The sequence below is a fragment of the Candidatus Zixiibacteriota bacterium genome (assembly GCA_026397505.1).
Taxonomy (GTDB): Bacteria; Zixibacteria; MSB-5A5; order GN15; family PGXB01; genus JAPLUR01.
This window is the reverse complement of record JAPLUR010000048.1, coordinates 1-18,582: the sequence shown is the minus strand read 5'-3', so window position 1 is coordinate 18,582 and position 18,582 is coordinate 1. Positions and strand designations below refer to the sequence as shown.

The 18,582-nt window shown below is 50.5% G+C and carries 15 protein-coding genes; 8 read left to right on the top strand and 7 right to left on the bottom strand.

Going from position 1 to position 18,582, the window contains the following annotated elements; all coding sequences use genetic code 11:
• Positions 1-230: 230 nt before the first annotated feature.
• Positions 231-1,898 carry a DUF1565 domain-containing protein gene (locus NT002_04055; protein MCX6828437.1) on the top strand — a complete coding sequence of 556 codons (1,668 nt, stop codon included), beginning with the start codon at positions 231-233 and terminating at the stop codon, positions 1,896-1,898.
• A 66-nt stretch (positions 1,899-1,964) separates the two neighbouring features.
• On the opposite strand, the gene NT002_04050 is transcribed toward NT002_04055, so the two are convergent.
• Positions 1,965-4,580 (bottom strand): BamA/TamA family outer membrane protein, encoded by a 2,616-nt coding sequence (locus NT002_04050; protein ID MCX6828436.1) that lies wholly within the window; start codon positions 4,578-4,580, stop codon positions 1,965-1,967.
• Between the two features lie 68 nt (positions 4,581-4,648).
• Between NT002_04050 and NT002_04045 the strand changes: the two genes are divergently transcribed.
• From NT002_04045 to NT002_04025, 5 genes are all read left to right on the top strand, one after another.
• Entirely contained in the window at positions 4,649-5,449 is an 801-nt protein-coding gene (locus NT002_04045) for an RNA methyltransferase (protein ID MCX6828435.1), read from the top strand.
• Complete coding sequence (locus NT002_04040) at positions 5,446-6,522, top strand: DUF4097 family beta strand repeat-containing protein (protein ID MCX6828434.1); 1,077 nt, start codon at positions 5,446-5,448, stop codon at positions 6,520-6,522. The genes NT002_04045 and NT002_04040 overlap by 4 nt, the downstream gene beginning before the upstream one ends.
• Positions 6,509-7,348, top strand: a complete 840-nt coding sequence (locus NT002_04035) for a hypothetical protein (protein ID MCX6828433.1) — start codon at positions 6,509-6,511, stop codon at positions 7,346-7,348. The genes NT002_04040 and NT002_04035 overlap by 14 nt, the downstream gene beginning before the upstream one ends.
• A 140-nt stretch (positions 7,349-7,488) precedes the next feature.
• Positions 7,489-8,826: a pitrilysin family protein gene (locus NT002_04030; GenBank protein ID MCX6828432.1), complete on the top strand. Its 1,338-nt coding sequence runs from the start codon at positions 7,489-7,491 to the stop codon at positions 8,824-8,826.
• Positions 8,823-10,211, top strand: coding sequence for a pitrilysin family protein (locus tag NT002_04025; GenBank protein MCX6828431.1), 1,389 nt, complete (start codon positions 8,823-8,825; stop codon positions 10,209-10,211). Before NT002_04030 ends, NT002_04025 begins: the two co-directional genes overlap by 4 nt.
• 87 nt (positions 10,212-10,298) lie before the next feature.
• On the opposite strand, the gene NT002_04020 is transcribed toward NT002_04025, so the two are convergent.
• The 4 genes from NT002_04020 to NT002_04005 form a co-directional block, all read right to left on the bottom strand.
• The gene (locus tag NT002_04020; protein ID MCX6828430.1) at positions 10,299-11,918 is read right to left on the bottom strand and encodes a PilX N-terminal domain-containing pilus assembly protein; all 1,620 of its coding nucleotides are present in this window, start codon (positions 11,916-11,918) and stop codon (positions 10,299-10,301) included.
• A gap of 64 nt (positions 11,919-11,982) precedes the next feature.
• Positions 11,983-12,801 (bottom strand): prepilin-type N-terminal cleavage/methylation domain-containing protein, encoded by an 819-nt coding sequence (locus NT002_04015; GenBank protein ID MCX6828429.1) that lies wholly within the window; start codon positions 12,799-12,801, stop codon positions 11,983-11,985.
• Positions 12,802-12,862: 61 nt separating this feature from the next.
• Positions 12,863-13,684, bottom strand: a complete 822-nt coding sequence (locus tag NT002_04010; protein MCX6828428.1) for a hypothetical protein — start codon at positions 13,682-13,684, stop codon at positions 12,863-12,865.
• 8 nt (positions 13,685-13,692) lie between these two features.
• Positions 13,693-14,052: a hypothetical protein gene (locus tag NT002_04005; protein MCX6828427.1), complete on the bottom strand. Its 360-nt coding sequence runs from the start codon at positions 14,050-14,052 to the stop codon at positions 13,693-13,695.
• 375 nt (positions 14,053-14,427) lie between these two features.
• Here NT002_04005 and NT002_04000 point away from each other — a divergent pair, with 375 nt between their 5' ends.
• Together NT002_04000 and NT002_03995 are read left to right on the top strand one after the other, a co-directional pair.
• Positions 14,428-15,852: an aldehyde dehydrogenase family protein gene (locus tag NT002_04000; protein ID MCX6828426.1), complete on the top strand. Its 1,425-nt coding sequence runs from the start codon at positions 14,428-14,430 to the stop codon at positions 15,850-15,852.
• Between the two features lie 36 nt (positions 15,853-15,888).
• Positions 15,889-16,737: a deoxyribonuclease IV gene (locus NT002_03995; GenBank protein MCX6828425.1), complete on the top strand. Its 849-nt coding sequence runs from the start codon at positions 15,889-15,891 to the stop codon at positions 16,735-16,737.
• Between the two features lie 130 nt (positions 16,738-16,867).
• Here NT002_03995 and NT002_03990 read toward each other — a convergent pair whose 3' ends face one another.
• Positions 16,868-16,990, bottom strand: coding sequence for a hypothetical protein (locus NT002_03990; GenBank protein ID MCX6828424.1), 123 nt, complete (start codon positions 16,988-16,990; stop codon positions 16,868-16,870).
• 176 nt (positions 16,991-17,166) lie between these two features.
• Positions 17,167-17,322 carry a hypothetical protein gene (locus NT002_03985; protein ID MCX6828423.1) on the bottom strand — a complete coding sequence of 52 codons (156 nt, stop codon included), beginning with the start codon at positions 17,320-17,322 and terminating at the stop codon, positions 17,167-17,169.
• Positions 17,323-18,582 lie beyond the last annotated feature (1,260 nt).

The window sequence follows — 18,582 nt, the reverse complement described above, 5'->3', positions numbered from 1 at the left end:
GGCGTCTTACCCAGCCTCACCAAAGCTTCCAATTCCCGCCGCTGAATACGATTCAATCTGAGAGGTCGACTAACATTGCTCATACCCCATAATAAAAAGTTTAAATCATACTGTCAAGTTATTTATGGGACACAACACTAGAATTCGGTGTCCAGAAAGCCAGGGCCGATACGATCAGGTTTACTCCTTCAAGTGGGGGTCGCTTTGAGGCGAATCTATATGTAATTGACATGACGTCGCATACCATAAAAGCCCAGGCGAGGTTGATCGGCCGGGCCCTGCAATACCAGGGGCCGGTCTGGTATGTGGCAAACGGCGGCAATGACCTGACCGGCGACGGCAGTCCTGCCCTCCCCTTTGCCACTATCCAGCACACCGTTGATATTTCCGGGAACGGCGATACGGTCCGTGTTCTCGATGGCACCTATTCCGGCGACGGCAACCGCGATATTGACCTCTATGGGAAACGAATCGTCGTGGAATCGGCCAATGGCCCTTATGTGACGATCATTGAATGCGGGGGAAGCCCCTCGGAATCGCACCGAGGCTTTTACCTGCACAGCGGCGAGGACACTACCACCTGTATCAGCGGATTCACGATCAGGAACGGATATTATCTGAAAGGGGCGGGGATATTCCTGTCCAAAGCCTCGGCCCGAATCAGGAGTTGTCTTTTCGAGAATGATTTTGCCTCCGGCGCTCAATTCAGCCGGATGGGCGGCGGGCTTTACGCCGATTCATCGATACTGCGCCTGACTAGTTGTACTTTCCAGGGATGCTGGGCCGATTACGGCGCGGCCATTCATATCGCCAGCACCAATGCCATAATAGACAACTGCCTCATAACACAGAATACTGCCCAGTGGAGCCCGGCCGGCATCAACGCCATGCCGCTTTGCACCTTGATCGTGTCGAATTCGGTAATTTCGGACAACACGGCACAGACTTACTCCGCCCTGGCGAGCAGCGAATCGGCGGTGACTCTTACCAATTGTACTATCGCGGGGAATATCAGCCGCACGCCCGGCAATGCCTTGTACCTGTCTCATATGCTGAACCGCCCCGCCATTCAGAATACGATTATTGCTTTTAACCGCTTCGCCTCCGCCGTCAATCCCTGCGATGATCCCTTCCCGAAACCGTATCTTTCTTGCTGTAATATTTACGGCAACGAACTGGGCGATTGGGTGGATTGTATCGCCGACCAGAAAAACATAAACGGCAATTTCGAGCTTGACCCGTCCTTCTGCAATATGGGCTTGAGCAACTATCAGCTTTCCAGCAACTCTCCCTGCGCCCCCGGCCAGAATGCTTGCGGCCACCTGATCGGCGCTCTGGGGATCGGCTGCGATTGCAGCGGCACTGATATCACACCCCGGCCGATATATGCTTTTTATGCCTTCACGATCGATACCGAGTATGCCCAAATATACATTTTCAATACCGTTAATGGCCAATCCATAAATGATATTGATACGGCCTCTCTCCGGATTAATAGTTCTCTGATCCCTGCATCATGCGAGTATGGGCCGGCCGGCGAATGCGGATACGCACTGACCGTCAATTTCCCGCTTTCGGACTTTGTTTCCGGCTATATGCCTCTTTGGGATACGACCGTGCAACCATATGCTCTCACGGGGCAATTTGAGGATCAAAGCCCGCTTTTGGTGACCGGGTCCATTACCATGATCGGGCACCGGTCGGGAGATATAAATAACGACCGCGCGGTCAATATCAGGGACGTTAGTTACTTGATAAATTTCCTGTATCGCAACGGCCCCGCGCCGGTGGTGACGGGTTCCGGTGATGTCAACGGTTCGGGAGCGACCAATATTCAGGATATAACATATCTGGTAAACTTCCTCTACCTGGGAGGCCCCAGATTGCATTGCCGGTAGGAGCCTGATAATTCTCCCGATAAATAGAATGGGCAACCATCCGGTTGCCCTTCTGCTTTATGCAACTTAAAAGGCCAGACCGATATTTATATAATACTGCTCCGGATGATGGCCGGCCCTGCCAAAGCCGAAATCGATCGGCCCGATGGGGGAATCATAAGCCAGAGAAATCCCGAAGCCGTGGCGAAGATTCCTCAGCTTGATCTGCTCGACCGAAGCATAGGCTTCACCGATATCATATCTTCCGGTCAGATAAAAGCGGTAGGGCAATTTATATCGCAATTCGAGATTACCCAGGATCATCTTGTCGGCCTGAATTTCATCCGTTCGATAACCGGAAAAAGAGTATTGGCCGCCGAAATAGAATTTTTCGCTGACAGGGATGCTGTGATCGGTCCCGGACCAGCCGATGGAAATTTTGGGATGAAGATTGATCCGCGAGCTAATCGGAAAATAGGATTCAATCGAGCTGAATACCTTGGTGTACTCTGTCTGCCCGCCCAGAATGTCGGCGGCGTACTCGATAAAGAAGAGATGCTTTTTCCCATGGGTGGGAAAAGAGTACCGGTTGAGCGTCTCTACCAGCGATCGAAACGTCAGCGTCCGAAGCCTTATCCGCTTCTTTTCTCCGGACGGCCGGGAAGTATTCCGGATCTCCTCCCATTTGATTTCACCCGTGACCGATCCGAGACGAGATATCTGCTGACCGAGAGCGAATTCAAAACCGCGGCGATCTTCCTTAATCGACCCGATTGATGCCCCCTGCCTGTCATATACGTTTCGCTCCAGAAGGCCAAAATATCCTTTCGCCCGGTAGGTCAGATAGGTGGATAAGAAACGGTCGGCTTTAAGGGTGGCCTCATATTTCTGCCGCCGCGGAGCATATTGGCCGTGGAGTAACAATTCCTGTCCTGTGCCGAAAAGATTATCGTCGAGTATCTCGGCGAACTCTTCGCTTTTGTACTCATCGTCCCAGTGCCATCCCAGCCTCATCTGAGTGTATTTTCTCTCCTCCACATTTATTTTCACGATGGCGCCTCTGTCCGCCGGCAGGATATTCATCGTCACCCGATCAAACAGGCCGGTACTATAAATATTGGCGATGCCCTCAATGGCCTCGTTGGAATTGAGCGGCATTCCTTCCTTGACCGGAAAATTCGATCTAATCAGCCAGTTCTTGGTTCTTCGATTCCCCTCTATCCCAATCCCCTCCACCACGGCTTCATCGATATTGATATCAAGGGTCGTCCGCTTTGGGTCATAGTTAAGGTGGCGTATATGAGCCAGGTCATATTTTTTCCCCTGATACATTCGCCTCAGGCTATCGGTAAACTGCACGATGTCTTCCGAGGAAAGATGCGTTCGTCCATCCCTGATAATTCCCGTGATGGCAGAATCACTGAATACCGTATTGCCGCTTAGCCTGTATTGAAGCTCCCGCAGCAGCGGCTTGGGGACAGCTCTGATTTCAAGAGAGGCAGTTTGGTAGCCGTTCACCTGACTGTCCCCCGGAGTAACATCGATTGCGGCCGAAAAAAGATTCCAGTCTCGATAGAGATCCGCGGCCGCTTCTTCAATAGCGCTTCGCCGAATTACACTTCCTCCGGTGAAAAGAGAAATCATAGTATCCAGCCCGAAGGGAGGATCAATCCATCTAACCCCGGTAAGATATAGGGAATCCTGAAGATCAGCCGAATTCAGCCGGGCGAGAATTTCAGGGATTGCTTTCTTACCCGCCTGATATCCCCTTTTAATCAGTTCCTTCGCACAGTCAAAATCGAAGGAGAAGAAGTCGGCGATTTCCGGGGTAATGACCAAATCAGCCGCTTTCAATCCAGCCGCTTTTTTATCCAGAGTCATGATTGAAGTGACCTGATTGGCGATATCGATCGGGTCCTTAATCTTGTTTTTCGGCAGTAGATCGCTGGTAGTATTGATCGCAACCACCAAATCGAGATTCCCATTCATACTGCGGACCGCATCAACGGGAATGGGGTTGAGCATCCCGCCGTCCATTAAAATCATTTCCCCTTTTTCAATTCCGGTAAAAGCCAGAGGAAAAGCCAAGGTGGAGCGCATGGCATCGGCCAGATTGCCGTTTTCAATGATCACCTCATTTCCTGAGACAATGTCGGTGGTGACGGTCCGGAATGGTATGCTCATTTTCATGAACGATCCGCTTGAGGTGTAATTAGCCTTCAGTGTCAATCGAGAAACGAGATCGGTAAGCTTTTGCCCGGCGGTCAGCCCCCCGGGAATATAAGGCATGAATCCATCAAATCGAACTGACAGCAAATATCGTTCTTTTTCCGGACGCTGGGTAAGAAACAGGCTGGTTCGAGAGGGGCGATCTGAAAATAAAGCGGAGAAATTGATTGATTCGATGATCTTTTCCAAACTGTCGGCTGAAAAACCGGATGCATAAAGACCGCCAATTATCCCCCCCATGGAGGTTCCGGCGATCGCTTCGATTTGCAGGTCGGCCTCTTCCAGCGCCTTTATTACGCCCACCTGTGCCAGCCCCCGGGCCCCACCGCCCGATAATGCCAGACCAATGCGATGATGGATTCCGGGACGATTGTAGCGGGAACCATCCCACCCGACAAAAACCCCGGTCGTATCGGCGGCGGCACCAGCCGCCATCAAATAGAGAAAAGCGATAATATAATAGCGAGTTTTCACTTGCCTTAAGTCAATTGAGTTTCTTTTAATAACATTATTAGATTCTGACTTCTGAAAAGCAAGGAATATTGTCGCCTATTACACAATCGGAAAAGAAAAAGGTGAAATCGCTCCTGACCAGGAAAGGGCGTGATGCGCATCGGCAATTTGTCGCCGAGGGGATACGCCTCCTCGAGGAGTCGATCCACCACCAATGGCTTCCCCGAAAAATCTATTATGCGGCCTCTCGCCTGGGAAGCCGGGGGGAGGAGCTTCTGGAGAAATTCCGCAGACTGGAAGTCGAAACGGCGGCGGTCTCGGCCCGGGACCTGGAACAGATGACCGATACCGAAATCAGCCAGGGACTGCTGGGGCTATTTGATATCCCGCAAGCTTCCTGCGACCATTTCATGAAGTCAGATTGCCGCAATATTTTGCTACTGGATAATATTTCCGATCCGGGTAATGCCGGGACACTGATTCGCTCCGCCCTCGCTTTTGAATTCGATTATGTTATTGTGACCGGGAGTACAGTTGAGCCATTTAATCCCAAAATTATCCGTTCCTCGGCCGGTGCTTTCTTTGGAATACCAACAATATCCCTTTCCTCCGGACAAATCGCCTCTCTGAAAAAGGAAAAGGGTATGACCCTGATGACCGCCGACCCGACCGGCGAACCACTGGCTAAAATCGTGGGCAGACTAAGACCCGATACCAAAATCATTCTGGGAATCGGTTCCGAAGCCGCCGGTCTGTCGGAGCCAATCCGGGATTTGGCCGATTACCGTCTGCGAATAATACACAATAATAACGTGGAGTCATTGAATGCCGCCGTCGCAGGGTCGATAATAATGAGAGAACTATTCGACATAAGGAAGTTGAGAGGATGATGGCTTTCCGGAGTTATGTTATATTTGCGATTATCAGCCTGCTCCTGCCGGCGGCTCCGGCCGTTAGTGAGGACATCATTCTGCAGAGTGATGGTCGCTTCGCCACCCGGGACCTTCAGGAAAAAATGCCCCTTTTGTCGGGCGGCAAGGTTATTATCAATTCGGCTTCAAGTCTTTCCGGACGCCTGTACATTTTCGCCGATACCATATCGCAGGCCTCATTCGACTATAAGAAAGTATTTAAGACCAACCAGCCGGACGAGGCCGCCGGATATGATAAAGTGATCGATGTCACCTTGGAAAAAACCCCGGATGGAATGCGCATTCTCCTGCAGGCTCCCAATCCCGCACCCTGGGAGGGAAGCGACAATTCCGGGCAAATCGAGGGTGATTTACGCCTTCCCTATAATTGCCAGTTGGAATTTGATGCCCCCTATTTTGACCTCATTATAACCGGCCCGTTTAAGAGGGTTGAGAATAAATCCTCTTTTGGCCGTCTGGAAGTGCAGAAAGTCTCCGGGAAAGTAAGGCTGACCACCAGCAACCAGGATATCCTCGCCCGCGAAATAAGCGGCGACATCACCCTGATCACCAGCAATGCCGATATTCGCATTGATGGACTGACCGCCGATGAAAAACCGGCCAGGATTCGAAATGAAAACGGCAATGTAATGCTCAACGCCGCCCGCGGCGGCATTGATATCGAGAGCAGCTATGGCAAGATAAAGGGTGACGACCTTTATCTGACCGGCGACGGCAGCCATATCAGCGGAAGTTACGGCCCGATTAGATTGACCCTGGCGGGGATGGAGAAATCCTCGCTTGTCGTCAAGAACACTAATAGCATTGTTGAAATGCGGCTGCCGGATAATATCTCCGGCAATTTCAGGCTGAGCGTCGATGTCAATAGCGAAATCGATGCTTATGGCCTGAACATGAAGCCGATTCTGGTCGATTATAATCAGATGGAGTTCCGCTGCGGGCAAGGTGAATCCAAAATCGTCGTGGGTGTTGAGAGTAATGGGAATATTCTTATTCGGGGAGTCCCCGCCAAGGCTGATGAAAACCGATAGCGCCCGCCGGCTTCAGCTTCTTGCGGCCCTGTTTCTCTGCCTTATAGGTGGTACCGCGACGGGGGCAATTCGAATCGCCATTCCTGATGATATCTATTATCATCGTTTTGCTTCATCCGTTCATGGTCCCGAGGCGGTCTGGACCAATCCGGCCGCGCTGGCGCTGTACAGGAATATGTCCACAGAGTATATGAGCGACTATTATCAGGGAAAGTTCCTTAAGAACTGGGGAACTTCCGGAATTGGAAGCCGTTTCGGGCTGTCATATCGGCATCTGAAAGATTTCCGGGGAAAAGGCTATAATGAACTCTTGATTGCTACCGGCGCAGAATTGTCCTTCGGTCTGTATTGGGGGATTTCCTATCGCTATGTAAAGAATGGCCCCGGCCTATATCATAAAAGGCATTTCTGGAATGCTTCAATTCTGGTCAAGAATAATCCCAATTATTATCTGGCATTTGTCTTCAGCAACCTCAATCGGGGGCGGGTCGATGGCAAGAGGAGCGATTTTGAAGAACTTTATTCCTTTTCTTACAGAACCCTGAAGGGGCGCCTGATCCTGTCCACCGAAATCACACTCTCCTCGGGGCAGAGCCTGTCCAGTGCTTCCTATAACTACGGCCTTGAATACCTAACTTCAAAACAATTATTGATTTACGCCAAAATTGACAATTCCCGGTTTTTTCAGATCGGAATCAGGTTCCACCGAACGGGATACTCTTTTGGCGGGCAGGGCCGTTATAGCTCCGGAGGGAAACACCAGGGAACCACTCTCTTCTTCCAGCAGGACGTGCCACCTCCTTCGAAAGATGTCGGCCGGCTGTAACCATTTGGCCGCAACAAAAGGAATTACCTCATCGTCTAAAATAGAATAGAAAGTATATTCTTGCCTGGAATGATTATAGTTGCCTTCGTTAAGGCATTTTACTATTTTTTTATATAATGATAACAAAGTCAATAGGAAGTTTGAGTCTGCTCGGAACGGCTCTAATAATCTTTTCCCTGCCAATTGCAGCTTTCTCACAGGAACAGGTACAGATCACAAAACTGGCTAATGGGATGACCCTCATGACCATGGAGGACCACTCAACACCGTTGGTGGCCCTGCAGATGACTTATCATGTCGGCAGCAAGAATGAAGCAATCGGATTAAGCGGCCTCACCAAAATTTGCGAAAAAATGATGTTGGAGGGGACGCCCCGCTACGAAAAGGGAGAGTTTGCGCGAATAATCCAGTCCGGCGGCGGCAGAAGCGGCTCCGAGGCCGACCTGGATTTTACACGGTTTACAGCCAAAATCCCCTTATCGATGCTTGATACTCTTCTCTTCCTCGAGGCCGATCGCCTGCAGAATACGGAGTTGACTTACGAAAAATTGATTCTGGTAAAAGAGATTCTGAAAAAGGAGCGACTTACTTATATCGAGAGCGCCCTGTACGGCCCCCTTAATGAGGAAATCATGAATCTCTCTTATCGAGCCCATCCATATCGAAACCCGATTTTCGGCTGGCCCTCTGACCTCAATAATATTACCCTGGATAATCTGCGTGGCTACTTCAGACAATACTTCCAACCGGCTAACACCATGCTTGTTCTGGTGGGGGATTTTTCGACCGCCGGAGTGGTCGGCAGGGTCAAAAGCCTTTTTGAGAACATCTTGTCCACTCCCCTGCCTTCGCTCCCCGAAGTAATTGAACCGGAGCAGAGAGGCGAGCGGCGCGAAATCATGCATATAAGCTCATCAATCCCGGTCGTGGTCATTGGCTATCATATTTCGGCCGCCGCCGATAGCGATATGGCCGCCTTGAAAGTAATTCGGCATATTTTGGCGGGCAGCGAATCGGCCGGTATTTATAAAAGGTTGGTGGTTGATTCCAAAATAGCCCTTTCGGCAGGCGGGGAAATTATCGAATCCGAGGATCCCGGCTTATTGATGTTATATTCCATCCTCAATTACGGCACGCGGGGAGAAGCGGGTTTGGAGCAGATGCTGGAGGAGATTGAGCGCCTGAAAACAGAGCCGCTATCGACCTCTGAATTGGATATGGTCAAGAATAAGATCGAGGCAGCATTTTATAATCTTACCGCCACTCTTGACCAGATTGCAGGGCGGATATCGTTCTATCAAATGGCCACCGGTGATTACCAATTGATGAATCAGGAAATTCCCTTAACTCGAGCGGTTACTTCGGAAAGAGTTATGCAGGTGGCCCAAAAATATCTAACCGAAACCGGCCGCAATGTCATCATTCTTGTTCCTGCTGAAGCCCAGGAATCGGAAGAGAATTCCGGGGAAGTGCAATGATAAGATTGGGCATGAAATTTCTTGTTCTGCTGTTTCTCGGAATAGTTTTCTTCCGGGAGGCGACCGCCGGTGGGTTTATTCCGCGCTACGAACAGGCGACCCTCCCCAACGGCCTGACCATCATCATGGTTGAAGACCACAAGCAACCGATGGTTCAATTTGCCGCTCTGATAAAAACCGGCTCCGTGACATTGACCGCCGATCAGGCCGGCCTGGCCAATATGACGGCTATCTTAACCAGGCAGGGGACAGCCAATTTCCCCTCCCAGAAACTGACCGCGGCCATTGATTCGGTCGGCGCCACCATATATGTAATGAGTTCATTCAAGGATGGAATAATTATTCGCGGCGAAAGCCTTTCGCGTCACCTGGGGCATACTCTCAACATTTTTTCGGACATATTAATCCATCCCGCATTCACCGATGAAGCCATTGAACGGCTGAAGAGACGTTTCCTATCGGCTTCCATGCAGGCCGAATCGATGCCGGAATATGGTCTAAAGGATATTCTCTACCGGACATACTATGGCGATGAAGGGTATGGTCTGCCGAATCTTGGGACACCGGCCAGCTTGAAAAAAATATCACGAGCGGAAATAGTCAAATTTCATCAGGACAATTTCCGGCCAAATAATACGGTCGTTATCATGGCTGGAGATTTCAAGATAGAGACAGCCCGCAAATTAATCGGAAAGCTCTTTTCAGTCTGGTCTCCGGGCGCCGGCTTCTCAGCTCCCAGGTTGACCGTTTCCTTCCCCGATTCTTTGCGCATTTTGCTGATCGATTATCCCTCCGCTCAGAGCGTTGATTTCGCCATCGGCCAACCCGGAGCGCCGGTGGGTAGCGAAGATTATCCGGCACTGGTTCTCTTAAACTATATCCTCGGCGAAAGCGGCTCGGTTTCTCGTCTCAGCCGGAATCTGGTTCGTGACAACGGCCTGGCCGCATACGTCAATTCCCAGATTGATTGGTCGCGGGGAGACGGAATATTATGGATTTATGGCTCTTCCCCGGCAGACAATATTCCCGAGGCCTTGCGCCGGCTCATCAGTGTTCTCAGCGACATCAGATCCATCCGTATTTCGGTTAAGGAACTGGATGAAGCCAAGCTTTTCTTTCGGGGTTTCATGCCGGGCCTATATGAGACCAATCGAGCCACCATTGAGCGCTTTGCCACGGCTCTGGGCAGCGGCGTGGGCGTCGATTATCAGGAAAAACTCTTGAGCGACCTGGATGGAATCGATCCGGGCCGCTTGCGTCTGGTGGCCGAAAAATATCTCGACCCGAAACGAATGACCATCGTCATTCAGGGGTCGGCCGCCTCTCTGAAAAACCAGTTATCCGAAATTGCCCCGGTTAAGGTTATCAGCTCGTGGCAGGATTAAACACTCCCGCCATATAATAAAGCCCTGAAAATCAAGAAGCCCCGGCACACAGCCGGGGCTTCTTTTTCACCATCGAGAGAGAGGAGATTATTGGTCATATCCAACATATTGCTGGGTCCAGCCGGTCCTCTGGAAAACTCGCACACGCGGCGATTCGGGCGGGAGCTTGTTGGGATCATCCAGATCGGTATCATAGGCCCAGTCACGATTCGGCGGGTCATAATAGGTTCCCGACCAGTTTCCGGTCGCCTGCAGGGAATTCCACAAATTAACCATGGAGCCGCGCCAGGTAAAATTTTTCCCGCTCCAAGTCTCCAAAAAACGAGGCAGGTTCTCCAATCCACCGTTATAATTGCTGGCGGTTGTGTTGGTGTTGCCGGTCATAAAAGAGCAGTTGACCGTGGTCGCGGCGGCCACGCGGCTGGATTTGTTCAGGGTCGAATTGGCATCATTCCACGAATTCGATAAAAAGGTAACGGCATCGCCGGCAATGAAAGCAGGCTGTTTTGTGGTTGTATTGAAATTACCCTTGATATAGAGGGGGTTTTCGCAGACAATCGAGAGTGGCCGGCCGAGATCCGAACCGTTGACCAGGCGGGTGGCGTTGAAGCCGGAACGCTGGTCGGAGGAATATATGACGCCATTGGTCGGATAGTAAGTACTCGTTTTCAGCTTACTCATATCAATTTCAGTCGTATTGGCATTCTTCGCTTCGCGGGCATCATAGAAAGTTGTCGCAGTAATGGTTCCGGCTGGGAGAAGAGCCGTGACATCTGTCCAGACGGCGCCCACTTTAGCAAGAGCCTGCCCATCGATAATCTTCAGACCGGCTTTGTTTTCATATGAATCGGGATTGCCCGAAGCGCGTTCAATAATCTTATGCGGGTCGCCGGCGTTAGTAAGCGGCAGATTGAGTTCCTGTTGCCCGAAAGCCGCATCCTGGATGCGCCCGCCCCAGCGGGTCGAGGCGGAGTCATACCAATTGGGTTCGGAGGCGTCAAGCCAAGTGCCATTACGCAGCATGTTCTGATAATTACCGGAAACGTCCTTTATGAAGACATTCCCGAAACTGGTTCCGCCCGGCCCTTTGCGCCCATGAACAATATTACCCGAGGCGGTGATATAGCTGTCCATTCTAAGGTTGTTATTTGACTGGAGATACATATTGCCGTTGCTGTGCACCCGCCCAATCAGGGCCATGTCCGGACCCGGAGCAATTTCCAGATCGTTGCCGTAGAAAACGGCAAACTGAAAAATCGGTACCAGAGCGCATTCAAATTCCTGAGTCAGGACAACCTGGCTTTGGTCAATTGCCGATGTCCCGGTTGAAGTAATAGTAAAGGTCTTAACCAGAGCATGCAGTCCGGTCAAAGACCCTTTGGTCAGATCCCGTACCAGGGCGGCGCCGTTATCGACCGTGCTGTAGGCGGCGACACAATCGTTGATATTCTCGCTTCCCGAGGGAAGGGTTGTCGGCGGGGCGCCGGTATTCTCATACTGGGTTTGCATGGCGGCGGCGGCTTTTTCCAGTCCCGCTTCGGAGGCGTAGAAAGATGACATTTCATTCATCTCGTTGCCGGCAATATTGACCTCATCGTCGGCCGTTCTCATAACGGCCAGTCCGATCAACGTCATCATCACCATCATCATCAGGGCGATAAAGGCCGCCAGTCCTCGATCATTACGCAATTTCCTGAGCTTCATCATATAACACCTTCTTCATTATAATGGCCGGTCTCCCGCCACAGGCGGGTTTCCGTCTGGTATTTCTCTATATATCGAGATTCCTGACATTGACACTGGAGGCGAAAGTGGTTCGCCGATAAGGATTATTCGGGAAATCCGGGTCCGGTTTGGCCGTTCTTCCCACCAGCGTGACCGTAACCTCCCTTACATCATTGGAAATTATTGGGACATCGACGGCGACGCCATTTTTCATAGTGTACCGGAACTGCAGGTCTTCAATATTCTCCGCATAAACCTGAGCCGCCTTCCCGGGAAGCTGTATCATCAGGTTAGGGTGGGCGGTATCGGTCCGATCGATGAAGTATTTTATCCTCTCGATAGAGAGAATTATGGAATTGACCGGATAGCACCTCGATAGCGACATGGTGTTGTGCTGAATATGCGCCGATGACGCTTGAACATGTGTGATTTCGAAAAATTCACCGCCGCCCGAATCGGGATCCATTATATAAACCCACTGACCATCATAGAAACAGGAGACATCATAACCGTCACAACGCAACTCCGCCGAGGGTTGCGGCATGGCATGCGAAATCGGAGCATCACAGCCGCTGTTGGAATAGGTTATCACAATGGTGTCGGGATTGGTGTTTTTCGCCTCGATACCGTTCAACCCGAGCGGCAGGTCGTAACCGGCCATTCTTATTTGGCGGGTGAGTTCATCGATGGCGGCCCGAGCATTCTGCTGTGTGTCGGTGATGTCTCCCTGGATCATCCAATTCTTGTGTTGATTGATATAAACGCCGAAAAGTGCGGTCGCCACGATTCCGGTCATAAAGAGCGCCACCAGCGTTTCTACCAACGACACTCCTCTGTCATTATACAATTTTCTGGGCTTCATCATAAAACACCTTCTTCATATTAACCGGTTGTCTGTTCTATCAAAGTTATGCTCGATATATCCTCTAAATATCAAGATTTCTGACATTGATACTGGAAGCAAATGTGGTTCGCCGATAGGGGTCATTCGGGAAATCCGGATCCTCTTTGGCGGTTCTTCCCACCAGTCCGACTAAAACCTCTCTTATTTCACCGGGAATTGCCGGGACATCAACGATCATACCGTTTTTCATCTTGAAGCGAAATTGCATGTCTTCGATATTCTCGGCATAAACCTGGGGTTCTTTCCCCGGAAGCTGCATCATCAAATTGGGGTGAGTTGAATCTGATAAATCGATATAGTATTTAATCTGCTCGATGGCTTTAATTATGCAGCCGGCCGGATAGGATCTGGACAACGCCATAGTATTATGCTGAATATGCGATGAAGCAGTCTGGACCTGTGTGATTTCGAAAAACTCTCCGCCGCCGGAATCGGGATCAGTAATATAAACCCACTGTCCTTCATGAAAACACGAAATATCATGCCCGTCACAGTCCAAATCGTCCGAGGGTTGTATCATGTCCTCCTCGACCGGGGCAGCACAGCCGGCATCCGCGTAAGCAATAACAATCGTGTCCGGATCGGTGTTGTAAGCTTCGATGCCGTTGAGTCCCAACGGAAGATCATATCCCGCCATTCTTATCTGGCGAGTGAGTTCATCGATGGCAGCCCGGGCATTCTGCTGCTTGTCGGTGATTTCCTCCTGGATCATCCAGTTCTTATGCTGGTTGATATAGACGCCGAAAAGCGAGGCCGCCACGATTCCGGTCATAAAAAGCGCCAGCATCGTTTCCATCAGCGACACGCCTCGATCATTCGGCCATTTACGTTTCGAACTAAGCATGGCATCACCTATATGCTATCGGTTCTTATAAACGCCGTCATGTTGTTGTAAAGTGAATCACCACGGCGATTACACCATGAGGCTACGATATCGACGCGACGAAGGTGATTGGCGGCCGTACTTACAGTCCATTGTCTCTGGATATGATTTACGACATCACTGCCGTTTTCCAGGTCCTCGCCTGTTCTCAGTTGTTCCAACTTCTCCTGAAGAAGCTGGGTCGACATGGTCGCCCGTTTCGACCAGTCATTACCATCCATCGCAACCATTGCCATGTTAAGCAGCAGCAGCAGCGAAAGGGTCAGGACAATTATCGCGATCATCACTTCCAGGATGGTAAAACCTTCAGTATTCTTAAGTTTCCGCATTGGTTCACTTCCTCATGCTATTACTTTTGCCTATCTTGTCTGAAAAAGTCCTGCCAAACAGAAAAAATATTTCGCGCCCATTTTGAGGCCTCGCCAAAACAGAAATTGAAGATCGCTAATTAATTGTCCCAAATATGATTAGCCCGGAGCCGAGCTTAATCATGAAAACGAGAGAGTTTAGATATGAGATTCCCGCCGAGCCAAAACGCAGACCAAAAGAGGCCGGAAAAGGCTCTGGATATGGGAAGTTTCCCATACTGAGAGGATTTTGGTCAAAAAGAGTGCCTCAATGTCGTAAAGAGGTTGATATGAACCGGAAAATCTCTTATCTATTATCAATTTCTGATTCTGAAAATATCTATGGAGGATGGAGTCATGGCCAATCACTATAAGATGTACCTGCAGGGGAACTGGGTCGATTCCGAGAATAAGTTGACCGTGCGTTCACCCTATGATGACAGTCTTGTCGGTACCACTGCTCTGGCCACCCATGCCGATTATACCAGGGCCATCGAGGCCGCCCAAAGAGCCTTTGCCATCACCCGTGAGTTGCCCTCATATAAGAGAGAAGAAGTCTGCCTGAGTATTGCCGCCGGGCTGGAGGCAAATATGGAGAGGTTTGCCGGAATGCTCACTCTGGAGGTCGGCAAGGTTTGCCGCGATTCGGTCGCTGAAGTGAAAAGAGCCATCGGCGTCTTCAAAGTTTCCGCCGAGGAAGCCAAAAGAATCGGCGGCGAAATTGTCGACCTCGACTGGAGCGCCGGTTCCGAAGAGCGCCTTGGCCTGATCCGCCGCTTTCCGCTCGGCGTGGTGGCCGGAATCTCCCCTTTCAATTTTCCTTTAAATCTGGTAGCGCATAAAATCGCCCCGGCGATCGCCTCGGGTAATTGCATCGTCCTCAAACCGGCCTCAAAGACACCGATTATATCGCTTCTTCTGGCGGAGCTGATTGACAAAACCGATCTTCCTAAAGGAGCCGTATCGATCTTGCCCGGCTCAGCCAAAGAGGCTGCGCCGCTCATCGAAGATCCGCGCGTAAAGCTGATCACTTTCACCGGTTCTCCCGAAATCGGCTGGTGGATAAAGGAAAAAGCGAAAGATAAAAAAGTCGTCCTTGAGCTGGGCGGCAACGCCGGAGTGGCGGTGGCTGATGATGCCGACCTGGAATTTGCTTCCACCCGCCTGATCACCGGCGCTTTCGGCCAGGCGGGGCAATCATGCATATCGGTTCAAAGGATTTATCTCCAGGAAAAAATCTATGACCGATTTCTGGAAATATTTTTGCCGAAGATGGCCGGACTGCGGATCGGCAATCCGCTCGAGGCGGAGATCGATTTGGGGCCGATGATCGATGATGAATCGGCGGAACGAATCGAATGCTGGATTAACGAAGCGGTCGATGGCGGCGCACGAGTCATTGCTGGAGGGAAACGAAAAGGAAGAGTTCTGGAACCGACTCTTCTGGCCGAGGTCAAACCGGATATGAAAGTCTGCTTTAAAGAAGCCTTTGCCCCGCTGGCGGTGGTGTTCAGGTACCGGGAATTTGCAGATGCTGTCAGGGAAATCAATAATTCCGAATACGGCCTTCAGGCCGGGATTTTCACCAACCGCTTGAAAGACATTTTTCATGCTTTTAAGTACCTTGAGGTCGGCGGCGTGATGATAAATGACATTTCAACTTATCGTGCCGATCACCAGCCTTACGGCGGCATGAAAAAATCCGGGGTGGGGCGTGAGGGAGTCAGATATGCTATCGAGGATATGACCGAAATAAAAATCCTCGGTATTAATCTTAAATAGCGTGGCCTTGATGATAAAAAAGAAGGGAAATAAAATATGCTCTTAGGCGCCCATATGTCGATTGCGGGCGGAGTGTTTAATGCTCCGATAGCCGGCAAGAAAGCGACCTGTGATACGGTGCAGATATTCACCAAGTCCTCAAATCAGTGGAAAGCCAAGCCGCTGACCGATGAGGAAATCGCCCGTTTTTTTGAGGAACAGAAGAACACCGGTGTGACTGTCGCCTGCGCCCATGACAGTTACCTGATAAATCTTGGTTCACCCGATAAAGAACTGTACAAAAAATCCTCCGAGGCATTTGAAATCGAATATGAACGATGCGATATGCTCAAAATCCCTTCTCTGGTGATGCATCCGGGGTCACATCTGGGCGATGGCGAAGAGGCCGGACTCAAGAGAATCGCCGACGCTTTCAACAGGCTCTTCGAAAAACATCCCGCCAATAAAACTGTTGTTTGCCTCGAAACCACCGCCGGGCAGGGAACCAATCTCGGATATCGATTTGAACAGCTGGCGCAGATTATCGACTGGGTGGAGGATAAACCCCGCATCGGTATCTGCCTTGATACCTGCCATGTCTTCGCCGCCGGATACCCGGTGCAAACGGAAAAAGACTACAAAGCAACCATGAGAGAGTTCGATACTATCTTGGGGCTGGAGCGGCTCAAAGTAATTCATCTTAACGACTCCAAGAAAGTATTTGGCTCCAGAGTGGACCGGCACGAGCATATCGGGAAGGGTGAGTTGGGGCTGGAACCGTTCCGGTTTCTGCTTAATGATAAGAGACTCTCTAAAATCCCCAAGATTCTCGAGACGCCTAAAGGTGATGAGCTTCTGGAGGATATCGAAAACCTTAAAGTCCTTCGCTCGCTGATAAAGAAATAGATTGTGGCCCCCCCGCGCCGTTAGTCCCGATCTACCCACGAACCGTCAGGAACCCCTTCCTGACGGAATTTGTTAGTATCCCAGACTTCGCCACTCACTATCAACCTCCAAAAGCAAATTCTCCGCGCCGTCAGTCCCGATCTACCCACGAGCCGTCAGGAACCCTTTCCTGACGGAATCTTCCTTCCTTCCCCGCGCCATCGGGAACCCTTTCCTGACGGAATTTGTTAGTATCCCAGACTTCGCCACTCATTATCAACCTCCAAAAGCAAATTGGGATGCTTCCCCTGAGCCGTCAGTCCCGACCTTTGTCGGGATTTCCTGACGGAATTCGTCAGTATCCCAGACTTCGCCACTCATTATCAACCTCCAAAAGCAAATTGGGATGCTTCCCCTGAGCCGTCAGGAATCCCTTCCTGACGGAATTCGTCAGTATCCCAAACTCCGCCACTCATCGTCAACCCTCAAAAGCAAATTCCTCGAGCCGTCAGGAACCCTTTCCTGACGGAATCTTCCTTCCTTCCCCGCGCCGTCAGGAACCCCTTCCTGACGGAATTCGTCAGTATCCCAGACTTCGCCATTCATTATCAACATCCAAAAGCAAATTGGGATGCTTCGCGTAATTTCGCGCGCTGGAATATGGCCAATCCACAGGATTTGGAACTAATCCCTTTTTGACAGGATTGAAATGGATATAATCGATTTTCTGGCGTAAAACAGTCTCACTTACCAAGACTAGATTGTCGAAGCGCGGTTTCCAGATTCTACTGTCGCGGGCAGGTTCCGCTTTGGCCGCTACGGTCAATTGAGAAATAATCTCGAACTTGGCCGTTTCTTTTAGATACATTGATATTTGCCGCGATGTTATCCTTTTGAAATTGGCCACGCAGCTTGAAATTGTATTATCGCGCGCGGTCTTAATTATCAGGTGGAAGTGATTAGGCATAAGAACATAAGCCAGTAAAACAATATCGCCCCGATCTTGATAGAAGCGCAAATTGTCAATCAAAATTTCATACAGGGGAGGACAACTGAATAGATTGACGTGACCGACAATCGTAGATGTAACAAAATGCAGGTCGCCACTTTTCTCGAATGTCTCGCGATTTCGACTTCGCATGCAAAGGGCAAAATACGGGATTGCTTGGCGTGAGGGCAATCATTTTTTATCGTATCCGGTGCATCGGTATGTTGCGTCAGGAAGGGGTTCCTGACGCCTCGAGCAAAGGTCGAGGCTGACGCCGCAAGTAAATAGACTTATACTGGGGCGGGCCGAAAGCGCCCACCCCGGCCATCAACTACTCAGAGCAATCAACTCAGACCACCCAGACTAATACCGTTGTGGAAGCCGGTAAGACTGGCCCAGGTATTATCCGGGGCGATCCGTTCCTCCAGCCTCTCGATTGTGAGTTTGACCATCATTGCACCTCCTTCATAGATGATGTTGATATTCCCCTCGCCATTCAGGCAAGAGGGTTGCCTTTATTAATAGTTACAAAAGCCGGTGCACATTAAGGTTGTCTGATTTTCTTGAAACCGCTTTGGCTAATGATAGCCCCCCCCATAGAATGTCAAGCTAATATCGAATGATTTTTCCATATTTTTGATTTTGCGCCGTCAGGAACCCTTTCCTGATGGAATTTTCCTCTTTCCCTGAGCCGTCAGGAACCCCTTCCTGACGGAATTTGCCGTGAGCCGCGCCCCGGTCAGAAGAATCTCCGCCGCTTACCGCCCCTCCCCCTTTTAACTTGCAATCCGGCTCAAACTTCCATAGAATATAGATATGCGACTGGGTATTATCGGCCTGCCACAGTCAGGCAAGACCACGCTGTTCAACGCCGTCTC